Here is a 25,957-nt window from a genome sequence, read left to right as displayed (position 1 = left end):
CCTCGCCCCCGCGGGGCGCGGGACGCTCAGCGGCGCTTTCGCAGCGCCTTGCTCACGACGATCGCCGACGCCACGACCAGTGCCGCCGCCGGTGCCGCCCAGCGCAGTGCCGAGGTCGCCGTGACGGTCTGCGGCGCCGGGACGGGGGCGTAGCGGCCGCGCGGCGGGGCGTGGTCGACCTCCTCGGCGCTGCGGCCGATCATCGTGCGGCGGGCGTGCGCGGCCTCGGCGGGGGGCTCACCGGTGTCGGCGAAGTCGCCGGAGGGGCGGTCGGTGCCGGCGTCCGTGCCGGCGTCCGCTTCCGTGCCGGTGTCGGCGTCCAGGCCGGTGTCGAGGCTCTCGTCCGCGTCCGGCGCCAGGGCGGACGGGGGGACCTCGGTGTCGAAGACGGAGGTGCGGCCGGCAGCGGCGGGGGGCTCCGGCCGGTCACCCGCGTCGGCATCGGTGCCGGCGTCGGTGCCGGCGGCCAGCGACTCCAGGAAGCGGCTCAGCAGCCGGGTCGCCGCCGCGGCCACCGTCTCGGCCGGCAGTTCCGAGATCCGGCCGGTCGCGTCCGCCGTGCCCTCGGCCGTGACCGTGCAGCCGCCCTCGGTGTCCGCGAGGCGCAGGGTCAGCGCGAGCTTGACCGCGCCGGTGCCGCGGGCCTCGGTGGCATCGCCCACGACGGCGTACGCGCCGTCCTCGCGGGCGGTCACCCGGGCCGTGCCGCGGTAGGTGACGGAGTGTCCGCCGACCCGCAGCTTCAGCCGGCCGGTGATCGGTTCGGCACCGGCGTCCTGCTGAAGGCCGGGGACGGACCGGGCCACGCGTGCCTGGTCGGCCAGTGCCGCGCCGATCCGCTCGGCGGGGGCCGGGACGAAGACCTGGTGCTCCATGTCCGGGGAGCCTACCCAGTTGTCGCCGGAACTCACCCGGCCGTGAAGCCGCTCAGTACCTCGGATGCACCAGTGTCGACACCGGCGCCCCGGCCACCCGCGTCCGTTCCGCCGCCCGCGCGTCCGCCCTCAGCCCGGCCTGCGTCAAGGTCCCCGCGCGCCCGCCGCCCACGCGCAGGGCGGGCGCGGCGTCCCCGCGCGCCGCCAGCAGGAACCCCCAGTCGTGCGGTGCCCGCAGCGCCCCGGCCGCGAGGGCGGAGCCGTGGCCCGGCACCCGGTAGGGCGAGACGGCGAAGCCGGCGGCGCGCAGGGTGGCGGCGACGGTCCAGAAGGCGCGGGGCCGGGCGGTGACGGGCCCGGCGTGCACGACCAGGCGGCCGTCCGGGGTCAGGACGCGGCGGGCCAGGCCGTAGAACTCCTCGGAGTACAGCTTGGTGGAGGCGGTGATGCCGGGATCGGGCAGGTCGCTGATCACGACGTCGTACGCAGGTCCGCGCGCCCGCCGTAGCCAGGTGAGCGCGTCGGCGGTGGTCACGCGCACGCGCGGGTCGCCGAGCGCGTGACCGTTGAGGGCGGACAGGCCGGGGTCGCTGCGGGCCAGCCGGACCAGGCCGGGGTCGAGTTCGACGATGTCCACACGGTGCACCCCGGGGTGGCGCAGCACCTCGCTGGCGGCCAGTCCGTCGCCCCCGCCGAGGACCAGCACGCGCGCGTGCGGACCGGTCAGGGCGGGTTGGACCAGGGCCTCGTGGTAGCGGTGCTGGTCCCGGCCGCCGACCGGGAGGCGGCCGTCGAGGAAGAGGTCGAGGGGTTCGCCGTGGGTGCCGCCGGCCAGGACGACCTCCTGGACTCCGGTGCGCACGGCCACCCGGACGTCCGTGCCGTAGACGGCGCGCCGCGCGGCCCGTTCGAAGTCGCCGGCGAGGGCGGCGGCGGAACCGAGGACGCCGAGGACGGTGAGCCCGGCGAGGAGCAGGGTCCAGCGGGCCCGGCGGGTGAGGTCACGGCGGAAGAGGCCGAGGACCAGGGCGCCGCCCGCGACGACGTTGACCGTCCCCGTGAGCAGGGCGCCCGTCAGCTGGCCGAGGAACGGCAGCAGGAGGAAGGGGAAGGCGAGGCCGCCGACCAGCGCGCCCACGTAGTCCGCGGCGAACAGGTCGGCCACCGCGCCGCCCGCGTCCTGGCGGCGGATGCGCTGGATCAGTTCCATCAGCAGCGGGACCTCGGCGCCGATGAGCAGGCCGATGGCGAGGGAGAAGGCGACCAGCAGGCAGCGCGGACCGTCGGCCCACATCCCGCCCCAGCCCGCCGTCCAGGCGAAGACGGCGTACAGGGCCATGGCGCTGCACCCGCCGATCAGCGCGAGGGCCGACTCGACCGCGCCGAACCCGGCCGCCGCGTGGCAGCGCAGCCGCTTGGCGCCGAGCGAGCCGATGCCCATGGCGAACACCATCACGGAGAGCACCACGGAGGCCTGGGTGACCGAGTCGCCCATCAGGTACGAGGCGAAGGCGACCAGTTCGAGCTCGTACACGAGTCCGCAGGCCGCGCAGACGAAGACGCACACGAGGACCAGGAACCGCCCGGTGCCGGGCCGGACGGGCAGCCGGGCGGGGCCTGTCCAGGAGGGCGGGGCGCCCGGGGGCGCTGGGGCGTGCGGTTCGATCACGCTGCGACGTTACGTCACTCGCCGGGTACGCTTCGTCACCCACACGTGTGGATCTGAGGGCGGTTGAGGCGGTGGGGGTTTATGTCGCCGCGGGGTGCCGGGCCGCCGTCCGCCGCCGCGCCCCGACCCGGGTCCGGGTCGCCACCAGCTGGCCGTCCTGCGGGTAGGCGTGCCAGGTGCGCCAGTGCACCTGGCCCTCCTGGTGCTGGGCCAGCATCGCGGTGAAGGCGTGCGGGCTGCCCGGGAAGACCCCGGCGAGGCCGTGCGGGTGATCGGAGACGAGGGCCAGCAGTTCCTGGGCGCGGCCCGCGAACGAGCCGGGGGTGAGGACCTCCACGCGGGCGGCGAACTCGTACTCCCAGTCGCCGACGCGTTTGGCGACGCCCAGCGGCAGCGGGGTGCTGGAGCCGGGGATGCACGCGACGGTCTCCGAACAGCGGCCCCGCTCTTCCTCCAGGAGCACCTGGTGGGACGCGCCGAGCAGCCGCAACTGCAGTTTCGCGCCGGTGAGTTCGAGGTCGAGGGTGGCCAGGGCGGGCAGCGGCTCGCGTCCCAGGGCCCAGGCGAGATCGGCAGCGCGCGTATCGGTGTAGGTGGTGTTCAGGGTCGTGAGCATGGATCGGCTCCGCTAACACGCAAGGAGGGGGAGATCGGCCATGTCAGCCCAGCCGGCCCGGCCGGGGTGGGGTGCCTGGGGGACGTCCGAGGGGCTGCGTTGGCGATGTAGAGGGAATCATGAACAGGGGCGACGCCACAGCGTTTTTACCCAACTTCGTAGGGTTTCCATCCCTCAGAGGGCTCCACAGCTCAACTGTTCAACCACGGCGTGCGCCGGGCGCGGGGAACGGACGCGGCCGGGCGCCCGCCGGGAGGTCTCCCCCGGCGGGCGCCCGGCCGTGTGCGGCCCGGATGCGGATACCCCCGTTCCGGAAGCTCGGCTGCCCCGTGTCAGCCGCCTCCGCCGCATCCGCCCCCGCCGCACGACGAACCCCCGCCGCAGGACGAGCCGCCACCGCAGGACGAGCTCCCGCCGCAGGACGAATGGCCGCCACAGGAGTGACCCCCGTGCCCGCCGTGGTGTCCCCCGTGGCCGCCCGACGAGCCGGAGTCGCCGCCGGCCCACCAGCTGCTGGTGCTCCCGCCGCCCGCGGAGCCCGCGGCCGACGACGCCGACGCGCGGTACGACCGGTTCCGGCGGCCGCCCTTGCCGAGCGGCACCGCGCCGCGCCGGTTGCGGCGGTTACGGCCCGCCGCCAGCGCGATGACCAGAACCACGGCCACCGCCAGGATGATGCCGACGATCACGGCGTCACCCTCCTTCCGTTCCCCCGAAGCGGCCCCCCGTGGGCGCCTCGCCGTTGCCGCGTCCTACCGCGGTGACCGGGGGATGCCCGGCCGCACCGGACCCCAAAGCGGAGTTGAGGAACTCCAGAGCTTGGGCGGAGGATGACCGGCATGACCTCCAGCGCACGCCCCCACCTCAACCGCCGGCTCGCCGCGTTCGGGACGACGATCTTCGCCGAGATGTCGGCGCTCGCCGTGGCGACCGGGTCGATCAACCTCGGTCAGGGCTTCCCCGACACCGACGGGCCCGAGGAGATCCGGGAGGCCGCCGTGCGGGCGCTGCGCGACGGCCGCGGCAACCAGTACCCGCCCGGGCCCGGCGTCCCGGAGCTGCGTACCGCGATCGCCGCGCACCAGCTGCGCCGCTACGGGCTGTCCTACGACCCCAACACCGAGGTGCTGGTCACGGCGGGCGCGACCGAGGCCATCGCCGCCGCGCTGCTGGCGCTGGTCGAGCCGGGGGACGAGGTGGTGGCGCTGGAGCCGTACTACGACTCGTACGCGGCGAGCATCGCGATGGCGGGCGGCACCCGGGTGCCGGTCACCCTGCGCCCGCAGGAGGGCAGCTTCCGGCTGGACCTGGACGAGCTGCGCGCGGCGGTCACCGACCGCACCCGGCTGCTGCTGGTCAACACCCCGCACAACCCGACCGGCACCGTCCTCACGCGCGCGGAGCTGGCCGCCGTCGCCGAGCTGGCGGTGGAGCGGGATCTGCTGGTGGTGACCGACGAGGTCTACGAGCACCTGGTCTTCGACGGCGCCGAGCACGTGCCGCTGGCCGCGTTCCCCGGGATGCGCGAGCGGACGGTCGGCATCGGTTCGGCCGGCAAGACCTTCTCGTTCACCGGCTGGAAGGTCGGCTGGGTGACGGCCGCGCCGGAACTGGTGAGCGCGGTCCGCGCGGTGAAGCAGTTCCTGACGTACGTCTCCTCGGGCCCCTTCCAGTACGCGGTGGCCGAGGCCCTCGCCCTGCCGGACTCCTACTTCGAGGACTTCCGCGCCGACATGCGGGCCAAGCGGGACCTGCTCGCGGGCGGCCTGGAGCGGGCGGGCTTCAAGGTCTTCCGGCCGGCGGGAACGTACTTCATCACCACCGACATCCGGCCCCTGGGCGAGAAGGACGGCTTCGCCTTCTGCCGCGCGCTGCCGGAGCGGGCGGGCGTGGTGGCCATCCCGAACGCGGTCTTCTACGACGACCGGGAGGCGGGGGCGCCGTTCGTGCGGTTCGCCTTCTGCAAGCGGACGGAGGTGCTGGAGGAGGCGGCCGCCCGACTCAAGACGCTGGCCGGCTGACAGCCGGGAACAGGGAGCCCCTCGTCAGCGGGCGTCCGCTTCCGCTTCGGGACGCGGGAGTTCGTCGAGGTCGAGGGTGAAGGTACGGCCGTCGGCCAGGGGGATAGGGAGCTTGCCCGTGCCGTACTTGTGGGTGTGTGCGGCGATGTAGCCGGTGGCGGTCGGCTGGGTGTGAAGCACGACTTCCTGGGCGTAGGGGTCCACGACCAGGTAGATCGGAATGCCGTAGCGGCCGTACTTCGCGGTGCAGTCGTCGTAGTCCTTGCGCGCGGAGGAGGTCGAGACGACCTCGGAGATCAGCAGGACGTCCTCGAAGCTGTAACGCTTGCCCTCCCGGCGGACGTCCTCGCGCAGGATCGCCAGATCGGGGGCGGAGTGCTCGTCGGCGGGGAAGTCGATGCAGACGTCGGAGACGGTCTTCGCATGGCGTCCGAGGGACACGATGGTGTCGAACTGCATCGACTTGATCGTGCTGGAGCGCTCGACGCTCTGCGGGGTCATGATCACTTTTCCGTCGGCCCCGAACAGGACCGTGTACCCCTTGGGGAACTCCGTGTGCACGATCGCGTCGGCGCTCATGGACGGCTCCTTCCCGTCTGTGAGCAGGATACGGCGGACAGCGCCCTGTCACCGCCCCGGCGGCACGGCCGTGAACGCACGCGGCATCCGGTCCGGGGGCGGAAGGCCCCCGGACCGGCCGGGTCCGGTTACTCCCCGTCGTCCTCGGGGTTCTCGGAGTCGTTGACCTCCTGCTCCAGGCCGAGCTGCTCGACCAGCCACTTGTCGAACTCGATCGCGGCCCGCACCCAGCTGACCGTGGAGGAGACGAAGTGGTTGATGTCGACGCCCGTGCCGATCAGCATCTGGGCCTCGCCGATCAGGCGGACGGTGCCGTCGTCGTGGGTGTGGGTGTACACCTTGGGCCACAGGGTGCGGCGGTTCCAGTCGTCGATGGACTCCAGCAGCTGCGGCTTCTCGTCGATCTTGTGGGGGCGGTCGTAGAAGGTCCGCACCGAGAAGATCGCCTGTTCGGCCTCTCCCCTGAACATGAAGTAGGTGCGGAACTGCTCCCACGGCGCGGCGAGGTCACCCTCCTCGTCGACGACGTACTTCAGCTCCATCTGGTCGAGAAGCTGCTTCACCAGGTCCTGATCCGGGAGGACGGGGCCAACCGGTCCTTGGGGCTGCGGTTCGGGCTGGCCCCCGAAGTTCGGAATCGAGGACGGGTCGATGCTCACCGTGATTTTCCCTTCATGCGGATGCCGCCATCCTCCCCCAGGAGGGGCGGGGGATGGCAACCCCGTGCCGCCTGTCAGCCGAGGGCGGAACGAGGGCCGGCGCGGCCGTGGTGGGTGACGACGACGCACCCGGCGCCCCGAGCGGCGTCCGAGCGGCCCGCACGGCACGAGGGCCCCCGCCCGGCCGGCGGCCGGGCGGGGGCCCTCGTGGCGGCCGCGTGCGGCCTTACAGGGTCTTCCCCGTCGCGGGACCGACCAGCAGCCCCTCGCCGAAGCGGTCGACGCGGACGGTGTCGCCGTCCTTGACCTCGCCGGACAGGATCTCCTTGGCGAGCCGGTCGCCGATGGCGCTCTGCACCAGCCGGCGCAGCGGCCGGGCGCCGTAGGCCGGGTCCAGGCCCTCCTCCGCCAGCCAGGCCAGTGCCTCGGGGGTGACGTCCAGGGTGAGCTGCCGCTCGGCCAGCCGCCGGGCCAGCCGGTCGATCTGGAGCCCCGCGATCCGCTCCAGCTCGGGCTTGGTGAGCGCCGAGAAGACCACCAGGTCGTCCAGCCGGTTGAGGAACTCCGGCTTGAACGAGGCCCGGACGACCTCCAGCACCTGCTCCCTCTTCTGCTCCTCGGTGGTCAGCGGGTCCATCAGGAAGTGGCTGCCCAGGTTGGAGGTGAGGACCAGGATGGTGTTGCGGAAGTCGACCGTTCGCCCCTGACCGTCCGTCAGCCGGCCGTCGTCCAGCACCTGGAGCAGGATGTCGAAGACCTCCGGATGGGCCTTCTCCACCTCGTCCAGCAGGATCACGCTGTACGGGCGCCGGCGCACGGCCTCGGTGAGCTGCCCGCCCTCCTCGTAGCCGACGTACCCGGGGGGCGCGCCGACCAGCCGCGAGACGCTGTGCTTCTCGCTGTACTCGGACATGTCGATGCGGACCATGGCCCGCTCGTCGTCGAACAGGAAGTCCGCGAGCGCCTTGGCCAGTTCGGTCTTGCCGACACCGGTCGGGCCGAGGAAGAGGAAGGAGCCGGTGGGCCGGTCGGGGTCGGCGATCCCGGCCCGCGAGCGGCGCACGGCGTCCGACACGGCCCGTACGGCCTCGCTCTGGCCGATGAGCCGCTTGCCGATCTCCTCCTCCATGCGCAGCAGCTTCTGCGTCTCGCCCTCCAGCAGGCGCCCGGCGGGGATGCCGGTCCAGGCGGCGACGACGTCGGCGATGTCGTCGGAGCCGACCTCCTCCTTGACCATGGTGTCCTTGGCGACCTCCTCCTCGGCGGCGGAGGCGGCCTCCAGCTCCTTCTCCAGCTGCGGGATCTCGCCGTACAGCAGCTTGGCCGCGGTGTCGAAGTCGCCGTCGCGCTGGGCGCGTTCGGCCTGCCCGCGCAGGTCGTCCAGGCGCTCCTTGAGCTCACCGACCCGGTTGAGGGACTGCTTCTCCTTCTCCCAGCGGGCGGTCAGGCCGCGCAGCTCCTCCTCCCGGTCGGCGAGGTCACGGCGCAGCTTCTCCAGCCGGGCGACGGAGGCCGGGTCGGTCTCCTTGCTGAGCGCCAGCTCCTCCATCCGCAGCCGGTCGACGGAGCGCTGGAGCTCGTCGATCTCCACGGGCGAGGAGTCGATCTCCATGCGCAGCCGGGAGGCCGACTCGTCGACGAGGTCGATGGCCTTGTCCGGCAGGAAGCGGGAGGTGATGTACCGGTCGGACAGGGTCGCGGCGGCCACCAGCGCGGAGTCGTTGATCTGCACCTTGTGGTGGGCCTCGTAGCGGCCCTTGAGCCCGCGCAGGATCGCGATGGTGTCCTCGACGCTCGGCTCGCCGACGAAGACCTGCTGGAAGCGGCGCTCCAGCGCGGGGTCCTTCTCGATCCGCTCGCGGTACTCGTCCAGCGTGGTCGCGCCGATCATGCGCAGCTCACCGCGTGCGAGCATCGGCTTGAGCATGTTGCCCGCGTCCATGGCGGAGTCGCCGCCGGCACCGGCGCCCACGACGGTGTGCAGCTCGTCGATGAAGGTGACGATCTGCCCGTCGGACTCCTTGATCTCCGACAGGACGGCCTTGAGGCGCTCCTCGAACTCGCCGCGGTACTTGGCGCCGGCCACCATCGCGCCGAGGTCCAGCGCGACCAGCCGCTTGTCCTTCAGCGACTCGGGCACGTCGCCCTTGATGATCCGCTGGGCGAGCCCCTCGACGACGGCGGTCTTGCCGACGCCCGGCTCACCGATGAGGACGGGGTTGTTCTTGGTACGGCGGCTCAGCACCTGCACGACCCGCCGGATCTCCTGGTCCCGCCCGATGACCGGGTCGAGCCGGCCCTCGCGGGCGGCGGCTGTGAAGTCGGTGCCGAACTTCTCCAGGGCCTTGTACTGGCCCTCCGGGTCGGCGGTGGTCACGCGGCGTCCTCCCCTGGCCTTCCGGAAGGCCTCCTGCAGTTTCCTGGCGTCGGCACCCTGCCCCTTGAGCACGTCCCCGGCGGCACCGCCCTTCGCGGCGATGCCGATGAGCATGTGCTCGGTGGACAGGTACTCGTCGCCGAGCGCCTTGGCGCGCTCGGTGGCGTCCGCGATCACGGCCAGCGTCTCGCGGTTCGGCTGCGGGGGCGCGACGGTGGACCCGGTCACGCTGGGCAGACCGGCGAGGATGCGCTCCGCGCCTGAGCGTACGGCGGCCTGGTCGGCCTCGACGGCCGCGAGCAGGTCGGTGATGTTCTCGTTGTCCTGCCCCTGGAGCAGAGCCAGCAGCAGGTGAGCGGGGGTGAGATCCGGGTGTCCCTCGGTGAGGGCACGATTGCTCGCCGCGTTGATCGCGTCCCGGCTCCTGTTGGTCAGCTCGGCGTCCACGTGTGCGTTCTCCTCCTACCCGACGGTCCTGCCTTGGTCAACGTACACAAAGTTGAGTCTATTCCACTCAATGCGGGCCGCGCACGGGTCCCGGCGGTGTCGGTTAGGTTGCACGGCATGGCCTCGTACTCCCAGGATCCCGCTGCCCCGGAGGAGCCGTACCTCGCCTTCTGGCGCGAACGGCACCTGTGCACCCTGACGACGCTGCGCCCCGACGGCAGCCCGCACGTGGTGCCGGTGGGGGTGACCTACGACGCCCCGGCGGGGGTGGCCCGGGTGATCACCAACAAGACCAGTGCGAAGGTGGCCCATGTGCTCGCCGCCGGGGACGAGGGGGCCCGGGTGGCGGTGTGCCAGGTGGACGGCCGGCGCTGGGCGACGCTGGAGGGGCGGGCGCGGGTGCGCTCCGAGCGGGAGCGGGTCGCGGAGGCGGAGCGGCGCTACGCCGAGCGGTACGGGCGGACACCCTCGCCGAACCCGTCCAGGATCGTGATCGAGATCGAGGTGGAGCGGGCGCTGGGACGCGGCTGAGCGCGGTCGGCACCTGACGGTTTCCGGCCACCGTGGCGTGCGCCCATACCCGGAAATGTCCCCGCAAACTGCAGCGGCGTCACCGTGTTCAGGTCACGGTGACGCCGCTGCGGGGGGAAGCACCTGAGCGATCTGTTACGACGGGGGAATCGCGTCAGGCACTGCGGGGGGTGGCCGAGATGGTTCGCACGTCGGACGGCGCCGGCTCGGAGAGCCGGTGGTCCCGCTGGTCCAGGTTCACAAAGATCATTCCGTACCGGATGGCACAGCGCACCGGCTGCGGCGCGCCACGCGGCTTGCGCAGGCACCGGTAGGCCCGCACGTCCCCGTCCTCGTCCCGCGTGACGACGACCGGCTCACCGAACACGGTGACCATCAGCGAGTCACCACTGTGCGGGATGGCCGTGACCAGGTCGATGAAGTGCCATCCGGAGCGGTAGGCGGTGGCCATTTCGCGACGGAAGGACCGGTCGTCGGGTGGAGTAGTCATCAGTCAGCCCCAGGTGGTGTCGTCCACACCATCGGAATGAGCCGTTCCGGTGATGCCGTCACTCACAGCGACTGTCCGGGGAGCCACTCCCCAGGTCGTATCGCCCGCCACGTCACGCTTCGCACCGGAGAGGCCACTCAGCGCGCCAATGGCCACAACGGTGGAGAAGGCGACGGCAAGCATCGACCGAAGCAATTTGTTGCGCATATTCGGCTTCGTCCTCACTTGAAGGTCCCCTCTTCCCCCGTCGAACAAGACGATGTCTCATTTGGGCACGTCATGGCCACACGATCGGTGCATCATGTTCCTGCATGTTCAGGACCCTGGGGGGTGGAGATTTGCCATCAAATCGGACCAAAGCGTCACATCCCCATGCCATGACCGAACTCTGCGAGGAGGGTAGCGGCCTTTACGCCAAGGCACTGCGTGTGGGGCGGATAGCCCGCGCGGAGACGGAAGCCGCCCCCTGCCTCATGGAGTTCGCCCTCCTGCAGCCTGATCCGGACGACGCGAACTGGCTGCGCCCCACCCCGCCGTCCGTCGCGCTCGCCCAGCGGCTCAATCCGATCGAGCGGGAGATCTCCGAGCGCCGGCGGCTGTCGATCGAACTGACCGAGGCCTTCGAGCCGTTCATGGCGCTCAGCGCCCAGGACACCGCCTCCACCCACGCCATCTCGGTGCTGGAGGGCCTGGACCGCATCAACGCGGCCCTGGACGCGGCGACGGCGGAGTGCCGCTCCGAGGTGCTGACCGTGCAGCCGACCAGCCGCCGGATGGAGCACACCCTTCTGCAGGGCCTGGAACGCGACCGCCCCCTCCTCGAACGCGGCGTGCGCATCCGGACCCTGTACCAGCACACCGCCCGCTACAGCCCCGAGACCCTCGGCTACGTGGCCCAGTTCTCCGTCGGGAAGGTGGAGTACCGCACCATCGACGAACTGGTGGAGCGGCTCATCATCTGCGACGAGACGGTCGCCTTCATCCCCGTGCGCGACGACCGCCAGGTCGCGCTGGAACTGCGCCACCCCGGCCTGGTGCGCTACCTGATCAAGGTGTTCGAGTTCATGTGGGCCCGTGCCGTGCCGATGAGCACCGGCGCCCCCTACGAGACGGCCCCCGACGGCATCACGGACATCCAGCACTCCATCGCCAAGCTCCTGGTCGAGGGGCACGTCGACGAGGCCATCGCCCGCCGTCTCGGCATGAACGTGCGCACCTGCCGGGCCCACATCGCCAAGCTGGCCCAGGCCCTCGGCAGCGGCAGCCGCGCGCAGCTCGGCTACCTCATCGCCCAGTCCGGCATCCTCGACCGGGAGCACTGAGGCGCGGCGCCACCGGGCTCAGCGCGCGGCCGGGGGCTCCTGCTCCGGACCGGCGAGGGCGGTGGTCGGCAGGGGCGGCCGGTGCCCGTCCAGGCCCACCTGGGCGATACGGACGCCGAGCTGGGTACGGCTGGCCGCGCCCAGGGTCTCCGACAGGCGGGCGATATGGGCCCGGCAGGTGCGCACGCTGATGCCCAGGCGTTCGGCGATGACCGCGTCCTGGTGCCCCTCGGCGAGCAGCGCGGCGATGGACTGCTCGCGGTGCGAGATGCCCTCGATGCCGGTGTCGGGGAGCGGGGCCGTGAGCGGGATCGCCAGACGCCAGAGCCGCTCGAAGACCGTCACCAGGTAGGCCACCAGGGCGGGGTGGCGCAGTTCCAGGGCCATCGTGCGGTCGGTGTTGGCGGGGATGAAGGCCACCGTGCGGTCGAAGAGGATGAGCCGGTCGATGACCTCGTCCAGGGTGCGCGCCTCCACGGCGTCGCCCATCAGCTCGAGGTAGTTCAGCAGGCCCTGGCCGTGCCGGGCCACATGCGTGTAGAGGTCCCGCATCCGCACGCCCCGGCCGCGCAGCGCCAGCGCCCGGTGCAGGCCCTCGGAGAGCTCCGCCTCCCGCCGGATGCCGCCGGGCTGCACCGTGAGCACCTCGGTGGTGCACGCCTCGGTCGCCTCGTCCATCGCGGCCTGGATGCGGGAGAGCCCGTCCAGGACCCGGATGGCGCTGCCCTCGGCCGGCGCCGCCAGCGCGTCCAGCCGCCTCCCCAGGCCCGCGTACCACTCGAACGCGGCCACCGCCGAGCCCACGCGCCGCTGGCTCGCGCTGACCTCGTCGTAGACCCCGCGCAGCAGCCGGGTCATGACCTCCTGCGGGGAGGTCGGCACCAGCCATTCCATGTCGTCCGGGTCCGGGTGCAGCAGGGCCAGTTCCAGCAGGCAGGGCACCGGTTCGGCGTCCGTGCGCGGCACCCGTCCCCGGCGCACGGCACGGGAGTACACCCGATCCCCGGCTGCACACAGCCGGTCGGCACCGTGAGGATGCTCCTCCGCCCCGCGCCCGGCCATCGCCCATTCCACCCCCGGTGTGCTGCCTCTTCCGTGGCGCAACTATGCGCGGCGCCGAACCGGGTCCGCAACACGGCTCCTTCCACGGCGGTCACCGGAAAATGGCGCTGTGTCCGGGTTTCGGCACCGGGCCGCGCCGCTCACCGCGACGAGCCGGGGGCGGAAAAGCGGGCGTCCTACTTCAGGCCGATCTGCGCGCAGGCCGCCTTGTACTTGGGGGTGCAGATGTCCCCGACGGTGTAGATGCCGTCCGCGACGACCGTGTCCTTGACGGTGCGCTGGGTCAGCGCGGTCACCTGGACCAGCTTGGCCGGGACGTCCTTGGTGGTGGGGCTGTCCACCCGGTCCTGGGTGAGGGCGTCGAACTGGATGTCCTTGCCCTGGAGCTTGGTGACGGCCATCTGCGCGGCGGCCTCGGCCTCGTCCGGGTAGGACTTGTAGACGCTCATGTACTGCTCTCCCGACACCACCCGCTGCACGGCGTCCAGTTCGGCGTCCTGGCCGGTGATCGGGGGCAGCTTGGTGACGCCGGCCGCCTTCAGGGCCTTGATGATGCCGCCCGCCATGCCGTCGTTGGCGGAGTAGACGCCGGCGATGTTGTCCTCGCCGATCTTCGCGATGGCCTTGGCCATGTTGGCCTCGGCGTTCTCCGGCTTCCACTTGACGGTGTCGAAGCTGTCCGCGATGTCCACCTTGCCGTTCAGCTCGGAGAGCGCGCCCTCCTTGAACTGCTTGGCGTTCGGGTCGGTGGGCGAGCCGTTCATCATCACGATCTTGTCGGAGGTGTCGACGTCCGGGCCCAGGGCCGCCAGCAGGGTGCGGCCCTGCACCTCGCCGACGAGCTCGTTGTCGAAGGAGATGTAGGCGTCGATCGGACCCTCGGCGAGACGGTCGTAGGCGATGACCGGGATGCCCGCGTCCTTGGCCTTCTTCACCTCGCCGGCGATGGCGTGCGCGTCGACCGCGTCGACCAGGATGACGTCGACCTTGCCGTCGATCATGTTCTGCATCTGCTCGGACTGCCGGGCGGCACTCGCGTCGGCGTTGGCGTACTCCACCTTGCCCTGCTTCTTGGTGAGTTCGGCCACCTTGTCCCTGATGATGGGGTAGTCGAACTTGTCGTAGCGGGTGTTCGCCTTCTCCGGCAGCAGCAGGCCCACCGTGATGTCGTTGCCCTTGGTCGGGCTCGCGCTCGCGCCGTCCCCCGTCACGTTCAGCACGCCACAGCCGGCGAGCGAGAGGGTCATCGTGGACGCGGCCACGGATATGGCGATACGACGCATGCGAGGGCTCACTTCAGGTGCGTTCCGGACGTGGGCGTTGCTATACGGCCCAGGTGTCTGAAAAGACAACGCGCAGGCCACACCCGGCGTCAAGAAGAATCACTTAACGAGTGCGCAACAGCACGCTCCGCTGTACCTGTGAAGGTCACGCGAAACCCCCTTCAAGGACCCTTTACGGACCGTCCACGTCAGGGGAGTTCATGGGAACGGCAAAGATCCGGCCAGGCGGGGCGGTCCCGCACGGGCCGTTACCGGACACGAAGAGGGGCCCGGAATCCGGGCCCCTCTTCGTGTGCGTCCGTGCGTCAGTCCTGCTGCTGCCGTTTCGGCCGCCACACCACCAACGCGCTGGTCTGCTGCACCTCCTGGTACGGCACCAGGTCGCGCCGGTAGGAGGCGTGCACGGCGGCCTCGCGCTGCTGCATCGCCGCCGCCGCGCCGTCCAGGGCCGCCTCCAGCTCCGCGACGCGGTGCTGGAGCGCGGTGACCTGGTTCTCCAGTTCGATGATGCGCTTGATACCGGCCAGGTTGATGCCCTCGTCCTGCGACAACTGCTGCACCTGGCGGAGCAGTTCGATGTCACGGGCCGAGTAGCGGCGGCCCCGGCCGGCGGTGCGGTCGGGCGAGACCAGGCCCAGGCGGTCGTACTGGCGCAGCGTCTGCGGGTGGAGTCCGGAGAGCTGGGCCGCCACCGAGATGACGTAGACCGGGGTCTCCTCGGTCAGTTCGTACGGCCCACGAAAATTGTCACCGCGTCGACGGCCGTCCATCACTCTCAAGCTCCCTTCGCGGCCTCGAACAGCTCCGCCCGCGGGTCCTCGCCCGCGGTCGCCTCGCGATACGCCTCCAGTGCGTCACGAGCCTTCCCCGACAGGTCCGTCGGAACACGCACCTCGACGGTGACCAGGAGGTCGCCGCGGGTGCCGTCCTTGCGGACCGCGCCCTTGCCCCGGGCGCGCATGGTACGGCCGTTGGGCGTGCCGGGCGGCAGTTTCAGGGTGACGGGCGGGCCGCCGAGGGTCGGCACCCGCACCTCACCGCCGAGGGCCGCCTCGGGGTACGTCACCGGCACGGTGACGGTGAGGTTGTCGCCCTTGCGTCCGAACACCGGGTGCTCGCCGACGTGGACGACCACGTACAGGTCGCCGGCCGGTCCGCCCCGTTCGCCCGGCGCGCCCTTGCCGCGCAGCCGGATCCGCTGCCCGTCGGTGACGCCCGCCGGGATGCGGACCTGCATCGTGCGGGACGACTTGGCGCGCCCGCTGCCCTTGCACTCCATGCAGGGGTGCTCGGCGATCAGGCCGCGGCCCTTGCAGTCGGGGCAGGGGTCGGTGAGCGAGAAGCCGCCACCGGACCCCCGGGCGACCTGGCCGGTGCCGACGCAGGTCGGGCACACGCGCGGTGTGCCGTTCTTGTCGCCGGTGCCCGAGCAGGCCTTGCAGGGCGCCTGGGAGGACATCCGCAGGGGCACCGTGGCCCCCTCGATGGCCTCCGTGAAGCTCAGCGTGACCTCGGACTCGATGTCCTGGCCGCGCCGGGGCTGGGTCCGCGTGCCCGCGGCGCCGCCGCCGCGGTTGAACAGGCCCCCGAAGACGTCACCGAGTCCGCCGCCGAAGCCTCCGCCCTGGGCGGCGCCTCCGAAGAGGTCGCCCAGGTCGAAGTTGAAGGAGCCGCCGGCCGCGCCCGGCCCGGGGCGGAAGCCGCCGTTGCCGAACAGCGCGCGCGCCTCGTCGTACTCCTTGCGCTTCTTGGGGTCGCCGAGGACGTCGTTCGCCTCGGAGATCTCCTTGAAGCGCTCCTCCGCCTTGGCGTTGCCCTTGTTGGCGTCCGGGTGGAACTCGCGGGCGAGCTTCCGGTACGCCTTCTTGATCTCGGCCTCGGTGGCGTCCTTGGGGACGCCGAGGACCTTGTAGTAGTCCTTCTCGATGAAGTCCTTGGTGCTCATCCTCGACGCCCCTCCTTCCCGTCAGTGTTCCCGTCAGCCCTCGTCCGGGCCACCGTTCTCCTTGTCGTCGGCCGCCGGCGTCTCCTCGGCTCCCTCGGCCTTGACGGTCTGCGCGCCGGGCTGCGGTTCGGCGACGGCCACCCGCGCGGGGCGGATGGTGCGCTCGCCGATGCGGTACCCGGGCTGCAGGATCGCCACGCAGGTCGTCTCGGTGACGTCCGGCGCGTAACTGTGCATCAGGGCCTCGTGGATCGTCGGGTCGAAGGGCTCGCCCTCCTTGCCGAACTGCTGGAGGCCCATCTTGGCCGCGACGGTCTCCAGCGACTCGGCCACCGACTTGAAGCCGCCGACCAGTTCGCCGTGTTCCCGCGCGCGGCCGATGTCGTCGAGCACGGGCAGGAGCTCGGTCAGGAGGTTCGCGATGGCGATCTCCTTGACCGCGATCCGGTCGCGCTCGACCCGGCGGCGGTAGTTCTGGTACTCGGCCTGGAGCCGCTGGAGGTCCGCAGTGCGCTCGTTCAGCGCCGTGCGCACCTGGTCCAGCTGGGCGACCAGACCGGCGTTGTTCTCTGCGTGTCCGTCCCCGGCCGGGGCCGCCCCCTCCTCGGGGGCGGCCTTCGGCTCGGCGTCGTCGGAGGTGGCGCCGGAGGGGACGTCGGGCTTCTCGTCGAAACCCGGGGTCTCCTCCGTCATTACGCGGCCCCGTCCTTGCGCTCGTCGTCCACGATCTCGGCGTCCACGACGTCGTCGTCGGCCTTGGCCTCACCGGCACCGGCGGAGGCACCGCCCGCGGCCTGCGCGCCCTGGGCGTCGGCGTACAGCGCCTGGCCCAGCTTCTGCGAGACGGCGGCGACCTTCTCGGTGGCGCTGCGGATCTCGGCGGTGTCCTCGCCCTTGAGGGCTTCCTTCAGCTCGCCGACCGCGGCCTCGACCTCGGTCTTGATCTCGCCGGGGACCTTGTCCTCGTTGTCCTTGAGGAACTTCTCGGTCTGGTAGACCAGCTGCTCGCCCTGGTTGCGGGCCTCGGCGGCCTCGCGGCGCTTGTGGTCCTCCTCCGCGTAGCGCTCGGCCTCCTCGCGCATGCGGTCGACCTCTTCCTTCGGGAGCGAGGAGCCGCCGGTGACGGTCATCTTCTGCTCCTTGCCGGTGCCGAGGTCCTTCGCCGTGACGTGCATGATGCCGTTGGCGTCGATGTCGAAGGAGACCTCGATCTGCGGGACGCCACGCGGCGCCGGCGGCAGACCGGTCAGCTCGAACATGCCGAGCTTCTTGTTGTAGGCCGCGATCTCGCGCTCGCCCTGGTAGACCTGGATCTGCACCGACGGCTGGTTGTCCTCGGCCGTGGTGAAGATCTCGGAGCGCTTGGTCGGGATCGTGGTGTTGCGCTCGATGAGCTTGGTCATGATGCCGCCCTTGGTCTCGATGCCGAGGGACAGCGGGGTGACGTCGAGGAGCAGGACGTCCTTGACCTCGCCCTTGAGGACACCGGCCTGGAGCGAGGCGCCGATGGCGACGACCTCGTCCGGGTTCACACCCTTGTTGGCCTCCTTGCCGCCGGTCAGCTCCTTGACGAGCTCGGCGACGGCGGGCATACGGGTGGAGCCACCGACGAGCACGACGTGGTCGATGTCGTTGATGGAGATGCCGGCGTCCTTGATGACGTTGTGGAACGGCGTCTTGCAGCGCTCCAGCAGGTCGGCCGTCAGCTGCTGGAACTGGGCGCGGGTGAGCTTCTCGTCCAGGTGCAGCGGGCCCTCGGCGGACGCCGTGATGTACGGCAGGTTGATCGAGGTCTCCGTGGAGGAGGACAGCTCGATCTTGGCCTTCTCGGCGGCCTCGCGCAGACGCTGGAGGGCCATCTTGTCCTTGGACAGGTCCACGCCGTGACCGGACTGGAACTGCTTGACCAGGTAGTCGACGACGCGCTGGTCCCAGTCGTCACCACCGAGGTGGTTGTCACCGTTGGTGGCCTTCACCTCGACGACGCCGTCGCCGATCTCCAGGAGGGACACGTCGAAGGTGCCGCCACCGAGGTCGAAGACGAGGATCGTCTGGTCGTCCTTGTCGAGGCCGTAGGCGAGCGCGGCCGCGGTGGGCTCGTTGACGATGCGCAGGACGTTCAGACCCGCGATCTCACCGGCCTCCTTGGTGGCCTGGCGCTCGGAGTCGTTGAAGTAGGCCGGGACGGTGATGACCGCGTCCGTGACCTTCTCGCCCAGGTAGGCCTCGGCGTCCCGCTTCAGCTTCTGCAGGATGAACGCCGAGATCTGCTGCGGGTTGAAGTCCTTGCCGTCGAGCTGGATCTTCCAGTCGGTGCCCATGTGGCGCTTCACCGAGCGGATGGTCCGGTCCACGTTCGTGACCGCCTGGCGCTTGGCGACCTCGCCGACGAGCACCTCGCCGTTCTTGGCGAAGGCGACGACGGACGGCGTGGTCCGGGCACCCTCGGCGTTGGTGATGACGGTGGGCTCGCCGCCCTCCAGAACGCTGACGACGGAGTTAGTCGTGCCCAGGTCGATGCCGACCGCACGTGCCATGGTTGATTCCTCCAGCTGACTTGAGTGGAACAGGCTCAAGTGTGCACGAGGAGACGCGCTGGGTCAACAGACCTGAGCCACCAAGACTCAACTCTTATCCGTTCCTTACACGCAAGTGCCCGCTGACCTGCGTCGACGGCGGGCGGCGGCCCTGCGGAGCGGGAACCAGAAGGAGGACGAGAACGGCGAAGACGACCCCGCCCGCCACCCAGAGCACGGCCGAGTCCCCGGTCCAGCCGGTGTGCACGAGCACCCCCACGAGCACCGAGGAGAAGGCGCCGGCCCCCAGCAGCACGACCGACCCCTGCGGGGCGAGCCCGATCCGCCGCAGCCGGTGGGCGAGGTGGTCGGGACCGCGCCGCAGCAGCGGGCGCCGGGCCACCCCCCGGGCGAGGACGACGAGGAGGGCGTCGGCGACGGCCACGGCACCGAGGCAGAACACCACCGCCGCGCTCGGCCCGATGTCGTACCCCGCGCGCGTGAAGACCACCGCCGACGACAGCACGAACCCGGTGAACAGCGAGCCGCAGGCGCCGAGCCCCACCCGCGCCGGATGCCAGTTGTGCATCAGGAAGCCGGTGAGCGCGGCGGCGACCACGCTCAGCAGCACGGCGAGCCCGTCCATCACCTCGGCGGCGGCACAGGCGCCGGCGCCGAAGGCGGTGACCACGCCGACCGTCCCGGCCAGCCCGTCGGCGTGGTCGAGCCCCTTGAAGGCGAGGGTGGCGAGGACGATCCAGCCGATGGCCAGCAGCCCGCCCGGCACCCCCGTCTCGTCGTACGGCACCACGCAGACCGCCGCCACGGCCGTACCGGTGACGAGCACGCGCGCGCGTAGCCGCCACACGTCGGCCACCAGACCCAGCCCCGCGACGGCGGCGGCCGCCATGAGCAGCCGTCCGACCCCCTCCCCGAGCGGGGCGACCCGGGTCCACTCACCCGTTCCGGCGACCAGGCAGGTGACGATCACGACCGCGAGGCCGCCGAGGAGGGGCAGGGGCCGCTGCCGGCGCCGGTCCAGGATCCCGGCCCTGCGGGCGGGCAGCCGGAACGCCGCCGCGAGCACGGCGGTGAGGAGAAGGGCTGCGGTGGCGGCGGCGATCCCGTAGAGCACGGCTCTAAGGTAGGGGCGAAAGTATCAATTCGGTACGAATAACACGATCCGATTGACGGGCGGCGACCCAGATCACCCCGCGCTCTGCTGCATCCCGACGGAAGATGGGGGTAGTCTCAGACGGACTGCATAAGTTACCGCTTAGTAATGTCGATCAGCTCAGACAGCTCGTTCGAACCGAGGCCGCCTCAGGAGCCCCAATGCAACTCGCCGCGATCATCGTGTCGCTGGTCCTGATCGTGGTCGGCGTGGCACTGTTCGGCCGCGCCCTCCTGCAGATCTACAACTTCATGCGGCTGGGCCAGCCGGTGCCGGCCGGCACGCGGACCAACGATCCCACACAGCGCACCCTCACCGTGGTCAAGGAGTTCCTCGGCCACACGAGGATGAACCGCTGGGGCGTCGTCGGCGTGGCGCACTGGTTCGTGGCGGTGGGCTTCTTCACGCTCCTGCTGACGATCGTCAACGCGTTCGGACAGCTGTTCAAGGCGGACTGGCTGCTGCCGGTCCTCGGCGACTGGGCGCCGTACAACGTCTACGTCGAGTTCATCGGCACCATGACGGTGATCGGCATCCTCGCCCTGATCGTCATCCGCCAGCTCAGCCACCCGCGCAAGCCGGGCCGCAAGTCCCGCTTCGCCGGCTCCAACTTCGGCCAGGCGTACTTCGTCGAGGCCGTCATCCTCATCGTCGGCGTCTGCATCTTCATGCTGCACGCCCTCGAAGGCGCCCAGCACCACGTGGACGGCTACGAGGCCTCGTTCTTCATCTCCTACCCGGTCGTCTCCTGGCTGGAGCACGCGGACGTCTCCACGCTCCAGAACCTCACCTACTTCTTCGCCGGCCTGAAGATCGCGACCTCCTTCATCTGGATGATCACGGTCGCCCTGAAGACCGACATGGGCGTGGCCTGGCACCGCTTCCTGGCGTTCCCGAACATCTGGTTCAAGCGCAACGCCACCGGCGAGACCTCGCTCGGCGCCCTGCTGCCGATGACGTCCGGCGGCAAGCCGATCAACTTCGAGGACCCGGGCGACGACGACGTCTTCGGCGTCTCCCAGGTCGAGCAGTTCTCCTGGAAGGGCCTGCTGGACTTCTCCACCTGCACCGAGTGCGGCCGCTGCCAGTCGCAGTGCCCCGCCTGGAACACCGGCAAGCCGCTCTCCCCGAAGCTGCTCATCATGTCGCTGCGGGACCACGCCCACGCCAAGGCGCCGTACCTGCTGGCCGGCGGCGGCAAGACCATGGAGGGCGAGGAGAAGGCCTCCGAGGAGCAGCTGAAGGACGTCCCCGCCGCCGCCCTCGCCGAGGCCGAGCGCCCGCTGATCGGCACGGTGGAGGAGAACGGCGTCATCGACCCGGACGTGCTGTGGTCCTGCACCACCTGCGGCGCCTGCGTCGAGCAGTGCCCGGTCGACATCGAGCACGTCGACCACATCGTCGACATGCGCCGCTACCAGGTGATGATCGAGAGCGCCTTCCCGTCCGAGGCGGGCACGATGCTCAAGAACCTGGAGAAGAAGGGCAACCCCTGGGGCCTGGCCAAGAAGCAGCGCCTGGAATGGACCAAGGAGGTCGACTTCGAGGTCCCGGTCGTCGGCAAGGACATCGAGGACCTCACCGAGGTCGAGTACCTGTACTGGGTCGGCTGCGCCGGCGCCCTGGAGGACCGCGCCAAGAAGACCACCAAGGCCTTCGCCGAGCTGCTGCACATCGCGGGCGTGAAGTTCGCGATCATGGGCGGCGACGAGAAGTGCACCGGTGACTCCGCCCGCCGCCTGGGCAACGAGCCCCTCTTCCAGGAGCTCGGCATGGAGAACGTGATGGCCCTGAACACGGCGTTCGGCGAGGAGCTGGACGACGAGGGCAAGGTCGTCCCCGAGTCCGCGAAGCCCAGGTCGGCGAAGAAGATCGTCGCGACCTGCCCGCACTGCCTCAACACCATCGGCAACGAGTACCCGCAGCTCGGCGGCGACTACGAGGTCATCCACCACACCCAGCTGCTCCAGCACCTGGTGGACGAGGGCAAGCTGGTCCCGGTCACCCCGGTCGAGGGCATCATCACCTACCACGACCCGTGCTACCTGGGCCGCCACAACAAGATCTACACGCCCCCGCGCGAGATCATCGGCAAGGTCCCCGGCCTGCGCAACGAGGAGATGCACCGGCACAAGGAGCGCGGCTTCTGCTGCGGCGCCGGCGGCGCGCGCATGTGGATGGAGGAGCGCATCGGCAAGCGCATCAACAACGAGCGCGTCGACGAGGCCCTGTCGCTGAACCCCGACATCGTCTCCACCGCCTGCCCGTTCTGCCTGGTCATGCTCACGGACTCGGTGAACGGCAAGAAGAACGACGGCAAGGCCAAGGAGTCCATCCAGGTCGTGGACGTCGCCCAGCTGCTGCTCGACTCCGTCAGGACGCCGGCCGACCCGGCGGGCGAGGCCGAGGCGCAGAGCGAGCCGGAGCCGGAGCCGGTGAAGTAACGGCCCCCGGAACCCGACGGCGCCCCCTGACCCGCACGGGCAGGGGGCGCCGTCGTATCCGCTCAGGCGTTGCCGGGCGCGGCCTGCTGCACCACCTCGAACGACCACAGGGTCGAGCCGGAGGCCGCGGGCTTCGGACGCTCGCCGCCCTCGCCGCCGCCCTGGTGCGCCGACTTCATCGGCCCCTCCATCCACGCCTGGAAGGACTCCTCGTCACGCCAGCGCGTGTAGACGAGGTACTGGTCGGTGCCCTCGACGGGCCGCAGCAGCTCGAACCACTCGAAGCCGTCGGAGTTCTCCACCGCGTGGGCCCGCGAGGCGAACCGCTTCTCCAGGACCTCCCGCTGCTCGGCGGGAACGGTCAGCACGTTGATCTTCACTACGCTTGGCACATGCCACCTCTCGTCAGACGGGGCCCCGACTGGACCCCTGATCTGGACCATGTGCGCGCAGTGTCCTACATCCGACAGTCAAGGAAGCGTGAGGACGACTCCGCGTCGTCCCCCGAAGCTCAGCGGACCAAGTGCGAGGCGCTGATCACGGCCAAGGGCTGGGACAACGCGGGCCACTTCGCCGACGTCGGTAAATCCGGCCGGGACCCCAAGGTCGTCCGGCCGGAGTTCGACAGGGTGCTCTCGAAGGTAGCCACACACGGCGTGCTGCTCGTCAGTGTGGAAGAAGCCCTACCTGGACACGTCCACCCGCATGGGCGTCGCGATCTTCGGCCTTATCGCTGCGCTGGCCCAGCAAGAGTCCGACAAGAAGTCGGCGTACGTCACGGCGACGAAAGAGACAAAGAGACGCTGAGGGCAGCAGGTAGCCACGTGTCCGGCATGGCCCCATACGGCTTCCAGTCGACGCGTGAGCAGCGCGGGGAACTGGTGGTGGTCAAGCTGGTCCCTGATCCCGCTGAGGCCCCGTACGTGCGCGACATGGTGTCCTGGGCATTGGGCGGTATGACCGCGTCAGCCATGGCTCGCAAGCTGAACACCGAGGGCGTTCCGACCAAGGCAGCGGACATGTCAGCGCGTGTGACCGCCCGCCGGGCCCGAGGCGTGAGCCAGCCGCTGGAGCGTACGGCGTGGGTGTCGTCCACTGTGCTCCGCATCCTCCGTGACCCGCGCCTTGCCGGATACGCCGCCGAACGCCAGGGGAGCAGGCGCGTCATCCTGCGAGACGACTCAGGGGCACCGCTGGCCGCGCATGAGCCGATCATTCCGCCGGATGACTGGTGGCGCCTTCAGGACGTACTCGACGGTCGTGCGCCCCAGGTGGTCCGTCAGGGTGGGCGCTTCGTGCCGTCGCTGTTGGGTGGAGCCGGGATGCTCTTCTGTGGCGTCTGCGGGTCGTCCATGGTGACCGACCGGAGGGAGGGCAAGCAGCTCTACCGGTGCAACCGGGCCCAGTCCGGCGCAGTACCGGGACACGGTGGGCTGGCGATCAACATGGACGCCGCTGACGACGTGGTGGCCCGTACCGTGTGGTCCCGCTTGACGACGCTGGACCCCGAAGATCCCGAAGAACTCGAATGGCTCGCCGAGGCCGCACGCCGGTTCGCGGCGCAAGCGGACACGGGCGAGCGACAGGCCGAACTGGTAGCCGCCTACGCCGAGTTGGAGCACGTACGGGAAGCGCTCCGCACGCTGTACGTCGACCGGCAGGCAGGCTTGTACGCGGGTGCCGTGGGTGACCAGATGTTCCGTGAGTCCGTGGAGCGGTTGACAGCGCACGAGGCGCGAACGGCCGGACGCGTGGAAGAACTGGGGACCGCCGAGGCCGGCACGCCGGCGATCCCCTCGGAGTGGACGGGACCGGAGGGTGACCCGCTGGGGCCGGAGTCGACGTGGGGCAGGTGGGACCTGGAGGACCGGCGTAGTTTCTTGGCGCTCTTCGTCGACCGCATCACCATCGCCAAGTCCATCGGCCGTGGCCGGAACGCGAACACGGAGGACCGGGTGACTGTGCACTGGGCGAAGGCTCCAAGCAGCTAGGCGCCTGAGCGCCGTTCACGGCCTGTTGCTGGAATCCTCCGGTGGCGGGCCGTGGAGGTGCCTCCGGGCATCGTGGCCCTTTGGGGGTGTCGGCCGGTGACACATGACGACGGCGACACCGTTCCCGGTGTGTCCTACAGCGGTGGACCACTCGCCGCCCGGCCCGCGCTCGGGCCCGTTCAGCCCTCAGGGCGCCCGTGCGCCCACGCTCTCCCCAGCCGGGGTGCCCGTCGGCGCGCCCCCGTCCGGCTCGGAAAAACTCACCGGACTCACGTACAACCTTTACGCCCCGGCGCGGGTCTCATGATCGCCGGCCTCCTGTGAACCGCGGTGCAACTCGCGTCGAACACGGGGAGACCGCACCCCATCGACTGCGGATGCCCGCCAGGCATCCCCCGCATGCCGTAGGAGAAACCGCATGCACAAGCACCGCCGACTCGCCCTCGCGACGGCCACCGCGGCCGCGCTGACGGGCGGTCTGCTCACCTTCGCCGCGTCGCCCGCGACCGCCGCGGACTCCGTCAAGGTCGCGAAGGCCGACTTCAACGGCGACGGCATCGGCGACGTCGCCAGCTCGGCCGCCGGCGCCTACGTCAACGGCCGCAAGGACGCCGGCCAGGTCGTCGTGCTGTACGGCACGGCCACCGGCGTCCAGTCCGCCAAGCGCACCGTCATCAGCCAGGACACCACCGGCGTGCCCGGCACCGCCGAGGTCGGCGACGGCTTCGGCCGGGAGACGGCCTTCGGCGACTTCAACGCCGACGGCTACGACGACCTCGCCGTCGGCTCCCCGTTCGAGAAGGTCGGCACCGACACCAACGGCGGCGACCTCGTCATCCTGTACGGCTCCAAGACCGGTCTGACCGGCAAGTCCGCCCACCTGGTCGACCCGGCCCCCTCCGCCCACGACTACTGGGGCAAGGACCTCGCCGCCGGCGACTTCGACGGCGACGGCAAGACCGACCTGGTCGTCGGCAGCTCCGCCGCCACGCTCTACCTCTACAAGGGCGGCATCAGCACCTCCGGCACCGCGGGCAGCGTCACCACCGTCAAGCCGCCCATCCTGTCCGGCAGCAACGACTACCCGTTCGGCCCGATGAGCCTGACCGCCGGCGACGTCAACGGCGACGGCCGCACCGACCTCGTGGTCGACGGCTACGAGACCTCCACCCAGTACGGCTGGAACACCAACTACTGGCTGCCCGGCACCGCGAGCGGTCTGACCGGCTCCTCCGCCAAGGCCCTCAAGCCCGGCATCATCACGGCGATCGGTGACATCAACGGCGACGGCTTCGGCGACATCGTCAGCGGCGCCGGCTGGGACGCCACCACCGAGGACGGCACCCCCGTCCCGGACGCCTCCAACGGCGGCCGGGTGAACGTCACCTACGGCTCCGCCTCGGGCCCGGCCGGCACCACCGGCATCAACCAGAACACCGGCAGCGTCCCCGGCACCTCCGAGAAGGGCGACTCCTTCGGCTGGGACCTCGACCTCGGCGACATCAACGGCGACGGCTACCAGGACCTCGTGGTCAGCGCCCCGCTGGAGGACATCGAGGGCGTCACCGACACCGGCGCGGTCACCGTCCTGTACGGCTCGGCCTCCGGTGTGAACACCGCCTCCGGTGCCCAGTCCTTCAACCAGAACACCACCGGTGTCCCCGGCGGCAACGAGAAGAACGACCTCTTCGGCGTCGACGTCAAGCTCGACGACGTCACCGGCGACGGCAAGGCCGACCTGGTGATCGGCGCCAACGAGGACAGCGGCGACGGTGCCCTCACCTACCTGCCGTCCAACGGCTCGAAGATCACCACCTCGGGCAGCCGCTTCATCGGCGCCGGCAGCGCCGGCGTCTCCACCTCGGGCACCCCGCAGTTCGGCTCCGTCTTCGCCGACTGACCAGCCCCGTCCCGTTCATCCCCGGCCGGGCCCGCACGTCGCGGGCCCGGCCTCCT

Annotated in this window: 23 protein-coding genes; 6 read left to right on the top strand and 17 right to left on the bottom strand. The window is 70.8% G+C overall.

Going from position 1 to position 25,957, the window contains the following annotated elements:
- Positions 1–26: 26 nt before the first annotated feature.
- The 4 genes from AB0946_RS10075 to AB0946_RS10060 form a co-directional block, all read right to left on the bottom strand.
- Positions 27–875: an SRPBCC family protein gene (locus tag AB0946_RS10075; protein ID WP_366760096.1), complete on the bottom strand. Its 849-nt coding sequence runs from the start codon at positions 873–875 to the stop codon at positions 27–29.
- A gap of 52 nt (positions 876–927) precedes the next feature.
- Positions 928–2,544 carry a polyamine aminopropyltransferase gene (locus AB0946_RS10070; RefSeq protein ID WP_366760095.1) on the bottom strand — a complete coding sequence of 539 codons (1,617 nt, stop codon included), beginning with the start codon at positions 2,542–2,544 and terminating at the stop codon, positions 928–930.
- Between the two features lie 79 nt (positions 2,545–2,623).
- Complete coding sequence (locus AB0946_RS10065; RefSeq protein WP_225808564.1) at positions 2,624–3,160, bottom strand: DUF2617 family protein; 537 nt, start codon at positions 3,158–3,160, stop codon at positions 2,624–2,626.
- 332 nt (positions 3,161–3,492) lie between these two features.
- Positions 3,493–3,849: a hypothetical protein gene (locus AB0946_RS10060; RefSeq protein WP_366760094.1), complete on the bottom strand. Its 357-nt coding sequence runs from the start codon at positions 3,847–3,849 to the stop codon at positions 3,493–3,495.
- Between the two features lie 141 nt (positions 3,850–3,990).
- Between AB0946_RS10060 and AB0946_RS10055 the strand changes: the two genes are divergently transcribed.
- The gene (locus AB0946_RS10055) at positions 3,991–5,181 is read left to right on the top strand and encodes a pyridoxal phosphate-dependent aminotransferase (RefSeq protein WP_366760092.1); all 1,191 of its coding nucleotides are present in this window, start codon (positions 3,991–3,993) and stop codon (positions 5,179–5,181) included.
- Between the two features lie 24 nt (positions 5,182–5,205).
- Here AB0946_RS10055 and AB0946_RS10050 read toward each other — a convergent pair whose 3' ends face one another.
- From AB0946_RS10050 to clpB, 3 genes are all read right to left on the bottom strand, one after another.
- A complete protein-coding gene (locus AB0946_RS10050) occupies positions 5,206–5,760 on the bottom strand; it encodes a Uma2 family endonuclease (protein ID WP_366760091.1) in 555 nt (184 codons plus the stop codon).
- Between the two features lie 128 nt (positions 5,761–5,888).
- On the bottom strand, positions 5,889–6,419 hold the full coding sequence (locus AB0946_RS10045; protein ID WP_171154338.1) for a YbjN domain-containing protein: 531 nt from the start codon (positions 6,417–6,419) through the stop codon (positions 5,889–5,891).
- A gap of 226 nt (positions 6,420–6,645) precedes the next feature.
- On the bottom strand, positions 6,646–9,243 hold the full coding sequence (clpB, locus tag AB0946_RS10040; RefSeq protein WP_366760090.1) for an ATP-dependent chaperone ClpB: 2,598 nt from the start codon (positions 9,241–9,243) through the stop codon (positions 6,646–6,648).
- 117 nt (positions 9,244–9,360) lie between these two features.
- On the opposite strand from clpB, the gene AB0946_RS10035 reads away from it, so the two are divergent.
- A complete protein-coding gene (locus AB0946_RS10035; RefSeq protein ID WP_366760089.1) occupies positions 9,361–9,774 on the top strand; it encodes a TIGR03618 family F420-dependent PPOX class oxidoreductase in 414 nt (137 codons plus the stop codon).
- A gap of 154 nt (positions 9,775–9,928) precedes the next feature.
- Here AB0946_RS10035 and AB0946_RS10030 read toward each other — a convergent pair whose 3' ends face one another.
- Entirely contained in the window at positions 9,929–10,264 is a 336-nt protein-coding gene (locus tag AB0946_RS10030) for a hypothetical protein (protein ID WP_030648261.1), read from the bottom strand.
- A 3-nt stretch (positions 10,265–10,267) separates the two neighbouring features.
- Positions 10,268–10,471 carry a hypothetical protein gene (locus tag AB0946_RS10025; RefSeq protein WP_171150008.1) on the bottom strand — a complete coding sequence of 68 codons (204 nt, stop codon included), beginning with the start codon at positions 10,469–10,471 and terminating at the stop codon, positions 10,268–10,270.
- A gap of 170 nt (positions 10,472–10,641) precedes the next feature.
- Between AB0946_RS10025 and AB0946_RS10020 the strand changes: the two genes are divergently transcribed.
- A complete protein-coding gene (locus tag AB0946_RS10020) occupies positions 10,642–11,586 on the top strand; it encodes a helix-turn-helix transcriptional regulator (RefSeq protein WP_366760088.1) in 945 nt (314 codons plus the stop codon).
- 18 nt (positions 11,587–11,604) lie between these two features.
- On the opposite strand, the gene AB0946_RS10015 is transcribed toward AB0946_RS10020, so the two are convergent.
- The 7 genes from AB0946_RS10015 to AB0946_RS09985 form a co-directional block, all read right to left on the bottom strand.
- The gene (locus AB0946_RS10015) at positions 11,605–12,648 is read right to left on the bottom strand and encodes a LuxR C-terminal-related transcriptional regulator (protein WP_366760087.1); all 1,044 of its coding nucleotides are present in this window, start codon (positions 12,646–12,648) and stop codon (positions 11,605–11,607) included.
- A gap of 176 nt (positions 12,649–12,824) precedes the next feature.
- Positions 12,825–13,931 (bottom strand): substrate-binding domain-containing protein, encoded by a 1,107-nt coding sequence (locus tag AB0946_RS10010; protein ID WP_366760086.1) that lies wholly within the window; start codon positions 13,929–13,931, stop codon positions 12,825–12,827.
- 305 nt (positions 13,932–14,236) lie between these two features.
- Positions 14,237–14,701, bottom strand: a complete 465-nt coding sequence (locus tag AB0946_RS10005; RefSeq protein WP_103814833.1) for a helix-turn-helix domain-containing protein — start codon at positions 14,699–14,701, stop codon at positions 14,237–14,239.
- Positions 14,702–14,706: 5 nt separating this feature from the next.
- Positions 14,707–15,876: a molecular chaperone DnaJ gene (gene dnaJ, locus AB0946_RS10000; protein ID WP_366760085.1), complete on the bottom strand. Its 1,170-nt coding sequence runs from the start codon at positions 15,874–15,876 to the stop codon at positions 14,707–14,709.
- A gap of 33 nt (positions 15,877–15,909) precedes the next feature.
- Positions 15,910–16,569: a nucleotide exchange factor GrpE gene (grpE, locus tag AB0946_RS09995; RefSeq protein ID WP_366760084.1), complete on the bottom strand. Its 660-nt coding sequence runs from the start codon at positions 16,567–16,569 to the stop codon at positions 15,910–15,912.
- Positions 16,569–18,413, bottom strand: a complete 1,845-nt coding sequence (gene dnaK / locus AB0946_RS09990; protein ID WP_366760083.1) for a molecular chaperone DnaK — start codon at positions 18,411–18,413, stop codon at positions 16,569–16,571. Before dnaK ends, grpE begins: the two co-directional genes overlap by 1 nt.
- 94 nt (positions 18,414–18,507) lie before the next feature.
- A complete protein-coding gene (locus tag AB0946_RS09985; protein WP_366760082.1) occupies positions 18,508–19,527 on the bottom strand; it encodes an MraY family glycosyltransferase in 1,020 nt (339 codons plus the stop codon).
- A gap of 200 nt (positions 19,528–19,727) precedes the next feature.
- Between AB0946_RS09985 and AB0946_RS09980 the strand changes: the two genes are divergently transcribed.
- Positions 19,728–22,010, top strand: coding sequence for a (Fe-S)-binding protein (locus AB0946_RS09980; protein ID WP_366760081.1), 2,283 nt, complete (start codon positions 19,728–19,730; stop codon positions 22,008–22,010).
- Positions 22,011–22,072: 62 nt separating this feature from the next.
- Here AB0946_RS09980 and AB0946_RS09975 read toward each other — a convergent pair whose 3' ends face one another.
- Positions 22,073–22,402: an antibiotic biosynthesis monooxygenase gene (locus AB0946_RS09975; protein ID WP_366760080.1), complete on the bottom strand. Its 330-nt coding sequence runs from the start codon at positions 22,400–22,402 to the stop codon at positions 22,073–22,075.
- 60 nt (positions 22,403–22,462) lie between these two features.
- Here AB0946_RS09975 and AB0946_RS09970 point away from each other — a divergent pair, with 60 nt between their 5' ends.
- On the top strand, positions 22,463–24,001 hold the full coding sequence (locus AB0946_RS09970; protein ID WP_366760078.1) for a recombinase family protein: 1,539 nt from the start codon (positions 22,463–22,465) through the stop codon (positions 23,999–24,001).
- Between the two features lie 418 nt (positions 24,002–24,419).
- Positions 24,420–25,901 (top strand): FG-GAP and VCBS repeat-containing protein, encoded by a 1,482-nt coding sequence (locus AB0946_RS09965; protein WP_366760076.1) that lies wholly within the window; start codon positions 24,420–24,422, stop codon positions 25,899–25,901.
- The last annotated feature ends 56 nt before the right edge of the window (positions 25,902–25,957 follow it).

The organism is Streptomyces sp. NPDC046870, from assembly GCF_040704595.1.
GTDB lineage: Bacteria > Actinomycetota > Actinomycetes > Streptomycetales > Streptomycetaceae > Streptomyces > Streptomyces argyrophylli.
This window is presented reverse-complemented; position numbering and strand designations above follow the sequence as displayed.

Bases quoted from the DNA above. Each gene is read 5' to 3' on its own strand.
- AB0946_RS10075 (WP_366760096.1), bottom strand. From the start codon at position 875: ATGGAGCACCAGGTCTTCGTCCCGGCCCCCGCCGAGCGGATCGGCGCG.
- AB0946_RS10065 (WP_225808564.1), bottom strand. From the start codon at position 3,160: ATGCTCACGACCCTGAACACCACCTACACCGATACGCGCGCTGCCGAT.
- AB0946_RS10055 (WP_366760092.1), top strand. From the start codon at position 3,991: ATGACCGGCATGACCTCCAGCGCACGCCCCCACCTCAACCGCCGGCTC.
- AB0946_RS10050 (WP_366760091.1), bottom strand. From the start codon at position 5,760: ATGAGCGCCGACGCGATCGTGCACACGGAGTTCCCCAAGGGGTACACG.
- AB0946_RS10035 (WP_366760089.1), top strand. From the start codon at position 9,361: ATGGCCTCGTACTCCCAGGATCCCGCTGCCCCGGAGGAGCCGTACCTC.
- AB0946_RS10030 (WP_030648261.1), bottom strand. From the start codon at position 10,264: ATGACTACTCCACCCGACGACCGGTCCTTCCGTCGCGAAATGGCCACC.
- AB0946_RS10025 (WP_171150008.1), bottom strand. From the start codon at position 10,471: ATGCGCAACAAATTGCTTCGGTCGATGCTTGCCGTCGCCTTCTCCACC.
- AB0946_RS10020 (WP_366760088.1), top strand. From the start codon at position 10,642: ATGACCGAACTCTGCGAGGAGGGTAGCGGCCTTTACGCCAAGGCACTG.
- AB0946_RS10015 (WP_366760087.1), bottom strand. From the start codon at position 12,648: ATGGCCGGGCGCGGGGCGGAGGAGCATCCTCACGGTGCCGACCGGCTG.
- AB0946_RS10010 (WP_366760086.1), bottom strand. From the start codon at position 13,931: ATGCGTCGTATCGCCATATCCGTGGCCGCGTCCACGATGACCCTCTCG.
- AB0946_RS10005 (WP_103814833.1), bottom strand. From the start codon at position 14,701: ATGGACGGCCGTCGACGCGGTGACAATTTTCGTGGGCCGTACGAACTG.
- dnaJ (WP_366760085.1), bottom strand. From the start codon at position 15,876: ATGAGCACCAAGGACTTCATCGAGAAGGACTACTACAAGGTCCTCGGC.
- grpE (WP_366760084.1), bottom strand. From the start codon at position 16,569: ATGACGGAGGAGACCCCGGGTTTCGACGAGAAGCCCGACGTCCCCTCC.
- dnaK (WP_366760083.1), bottom strand. From the start codon at position 18,413: ATGGCACGTGCGGTCGGCATCGACCTGGGCACGACTAACTCCGTCGTC.
- AB0946_RS09980 (WP_366760081.1), top strand. From the start codon at position 19,728: ATGCAACTCGCCGCGATCATCGTGTCGCTGGTCCTGATCGTGGTCGGC.
- AB0946_RS09965 (WP_366760076.1), top strand. From the start codon at position 24,420: ATGCACAAGCACCGCCGACTCGCCCTCGCGACGGCCACCGCGGCCGCG.